Here is a 3,438-nt window from a genome sequence, read left to right as displayed (position 1 = left end):
CTCAGCTCGGCCACCGCGTACTCGTTCACGGTCAAGGCCAAGGACGGCGCGGGCAACGTGTCCGCAGCGTCCGCCGCGGCCTCGGCCACGACGAAGCCGTCCGGCGTCACCAGCAGCTGCTCCGTGAAGTACTCGGCCAGCAGCTGGAACACCGGGTTCACGGCCTCCATCAAGGTCACGAACACGGGCACGACGGCCATCAACGGCTGGTCGCTCGGCTTCTCCTTCGCCAACGGCCAGACGGTGACGCAGGGCTGGAGCGCCAACTGGTCGCAGTCGGGGTCGAACGTCACGGGCTCGGGTCTGTCGTGGAACGCCACGCTGGCTCCCGGTGCCTCGACGGACATCGGCTTCAACGGATCGCACTCGGGCACGAACACCTCGCCCACCGCTTTCACGGTCAACGGTGTGACCTGCACCGTCGCGTGATCTAGCAGCACGACGAGCGGGGGCTCCCAGCTCTGGGGGCCCTCGCTCGCTCTTTCCCCCGCATCGTTCGCCAGCACCCGAGAACCCGAGGATCGACCGTGCACGCCACCCACCGTCTCCGGACGCTCAGCATCGCCACCGCCGCGGCCGCCGCGCTCGCCGCGCCGCTCCTGCTCGGCGCCGTGCCCGCCCAGGCCGCCGGACCCGCCGCCTCCGCGGGTGACGACTGGCTGCACACCTCGGGCAGCAAGATCGTCGACGAGTCCGGCAAGGAGGTCTGGCTCACGGGCGCGAACTGGTTCGGGTTCAACACCACCGAGCGCGTCTTCCACGGCCTGTGGTCGGCGAACATCACCTCGCTGACCAAGTCGATGGCCGACCGCGGCATCAACACGGTGCGCGTGCCGATCTCGACGCAGCTCCTGCTCGAGTGGAAGTCGGGCACGTTCCTGCCGCCCAACGTGAACACGTACGCCAACCCCGAGCTCACCGGCATGAACAGCCTGCAGATCTTCGACTACTGGCTGGGCCTGGCCGAGAAGTACGGCATCAAGGTGTTCCTCGACGTGCACAGCGCGGAGGCGGACAACGCCGGCCACTTCCACCCGGTGTGGTGGAAGGGCACGATCACCACCGAGGACGCGTACGCGGCCTGGGAGTGGGTCGCCAACCGGTACAAGAACGACGACACGATCCTCGGCGCCGACGTGAAGAACGAGCCGCACGGCACCGCGAGCTCCTCGCCGCGGGCCAAGTGGGACCCCACGACCGACGCCGACAACTTCAAGAACTTCGCCCAGACGGCGGGCCGCAAGATCCTCGCGATCAACCCCCACTGGCTGATCTTCGTCGAGGGCATCGAGGTCTACCCGAAGGCCGGCAAGTCCTGGTCGTCGACCAACGGTGCCGACTACGACGGCACGTGGTGGGGCGGCAACCTGCGCGGCGTGAAGGACTACCCGATCGACCTGGGGGCCAACCAGGACCAGCTCGTGTACTCCCCGCACGACTACGGGCCGCTGGTCGCCGAGCAGTCGTGGTTCACGGGTACGTGGGACCGCAGCACGCTCGAGCGCGACGCGTGGGACCCGAACTGGCTCTACATCCACAAGCAGAACATCGCACCGCTGCTGATCGGCGAGTGGGGCGGCTTGCTCGACGGCGGCCGCAACGAGAAGTGGATGGTCGCGCTGCGTGACCTCATCGTCGAGCGCCGCATCAGCCACACGTTCTGGGTGCTCAACCCGAACTCGGGGGACACCGGCGGCCTGCTGGGCTACGACTGGGCGACGTGGGACGAGGCCAAGTACGCGCTGCTCAAGCCTGCGCTGTGGCAGGACGGCGGCAAGTTCGTCAGCCTCGACCACCAGGTCAAGCTGGGCGGCGCGGGCAGCACGACGGGCAAGTCCGTCTCCGAGGTCGGCACGACGACGCCGACCGACACCACGGCGCCGTCCACCCCCGCAGGCCTGACGGCGGGGACCCCGACGACCACCACGGTCCCGCTGTCCTGGACCGCCTCGACCGACAACGTGGCCGTGACCGGCTACGACGTCTACCAGGGCACCACCCTCGTCGGCTCGAGCAGCACGACGAGCTTCACGGTGACCGGGCTCGCGGCGAGCACCTCGTACACGTTCTCGGTCCGCGCGAAGGACGCCGCCGGCAACCGCTCGTCGGCCTCGACCGCCGTCACGGCCCGCACCGCGACCGGCACGACGACCGACACGACCGCCCCCACGGTCCCGACCGGGCTGCGGGCCGGCACGGCCACGACGTCGACCATCCCGCTGCAGTGGACGGCCTCGACCGACAACACCGCGGTCACGGGGTACGACGTCTACCGCGAAGGCACGCTGATCGGCAGTACGGCGACGACGAGCTACGTCGCCACCGGGCTCGCCGCCGGCACGTCGTACGCCTTCACCGTGGTCGCCAAGGACGCCGCGGGGAACCGCTCGGCTGCGTCGGTCGCGCTCTCGGCGAGCACCGCGCCGGACGTCGTGACGACCGGGACCTGCGCGGTGACCTACGCGGCCAACGGGTGGAGCAACGGCTTCACGGCCTCCGTCAAGGTCACCAACACCGGGACGACGACCATCAGCGGCTGGACGCTGGCGTTCGCCCTTTCGAGCGGCCAGCAGCTGACCCAGGGCTGGAGCGCGACCTGGGCGCAGTCGGGCACGGGGGTGACCGCGAAGAACCTCGACTGGAACGCGACGCTCGCGCCGGGTGCCAGCACCGAGATCGGCTTCGGCGGCTCGCACACGGGCACGAACGCCGCGCCGACGACCTTCACGCTCAACGGGGCGACCTGCGCCGTGAAGTAGTCGATCCCCCTGATCGCCTGACGCGCGAGGGCCTGGGCTGGGCCCTCGCGCGTCAGGCCACCGTGCGGCCGACCTCAGCCGCGACAGCGGCGACGAGCTCGTCGACGTCGTCCGGCGTCGTGTCGAACGAGCACATGAGCCTGGCCTCACCGGTCGCGACGTCCCAGTCGTAGAACCGCCACCGGCGCCGGAGGGCCTGCGCGACCGCTGCCGGGAGCACGACGAACACGCCGTTCGCCTGCGTCGGCCGCGTCAGGACCACGCCGGGCAGCCCCTCGAGCCCGGCCCGCAGCCGCGCGGCCATCGTGTTCGCGTGCCGCGCCGAGCGCAGCCACAGGTCGCCCTCGAAGAGCGCGACGAGCTGCGCCGAGACGAACCGCATCTTGGACGTGAGCTGCATGTCCATCTTGCGCAGGTACGCGAGGCCGCCGTCGGCAGCGGGGTCGAGGACGACGACGGCCTCGCCGTAGAGCAGCCCGTTCTTGGTCCCGCCGAGCGAGAGGATGTCGACCCCCGCGTCGGTCGTGAACGCGCGCAGCGGCAGGTCGAGCGCGGCGGCCGCGTTGGCGATCCGCGCCCCGTCGACGTGCAGGCGCAGGCCGAGCCCGTGCGCCTGGTCGGCCAGCGCGCGCACCTCGTCGGGCGTGTAGAGCGTCCCCAGCTCGGTCGACTGCGTGAT

3 protein-coding genes are annotated in these 3,438 nt (G+C 70.6%); 2 read left to right on the top strand and 1 reads right to left on the bottom strand.

Features of this window, described 5'->3' with window-relative positions; all coding sequences use genetic code 11:
• Together D1825_RS00675 and D1825_RS00670 are read left to right on the top strand one after the other, a co-directional pair.
• Positions 1-429 (top strand): cellulose binding domain-containing protein (locus tag D1825_RS00675; RefSeq protein ID WP_199721438.1); only part of this gene is annotated, 429 nt, incomplete at its 5' end.
• 98 nt (positions 430-527) lie between these two features.
• The gene (locus D1825_RS00670; RefSeq protein WP_118765613.1) at positions 528-2,759 is read left to right on the top strand and encodes a cellulase family glycosylhydrolase; all 2,232 of its coding nucleotides are present in this window, start codon (positions 528-530) and stop codon (positions 2,757-2,759) included.
• Positions 2,760-2,811: 52 nt separating this feature from the next.
• Here D1825_RS00670 and D1825_RS00665 read toward each other — a convergent pair.
• Positions 2,812-3,438 (bottom strand): threonine aldolase family protein (locus D1825_RS00665; protein ID WP_233549543.1); only part of this gene is annotated, 627 nt, incomplete at its 5' end.

It is taken from the genome of Cellulomonas rhizosphaerae, assembly GCF_003470205.1.
In the GTDB taxonomy this organism is placed as follows: Bacteria; Actinomycetota; Actinomycetes; order Actinomycetales; family Cellulomonadaceae; genus Cellulomonas; species Cellulomonas rhizosphaerae.
The sequence above is the reverse complement of the archived record's forward strand: the minus strand, read 5'-3'. Positions and strand labels throughout refer to the sequence as shown.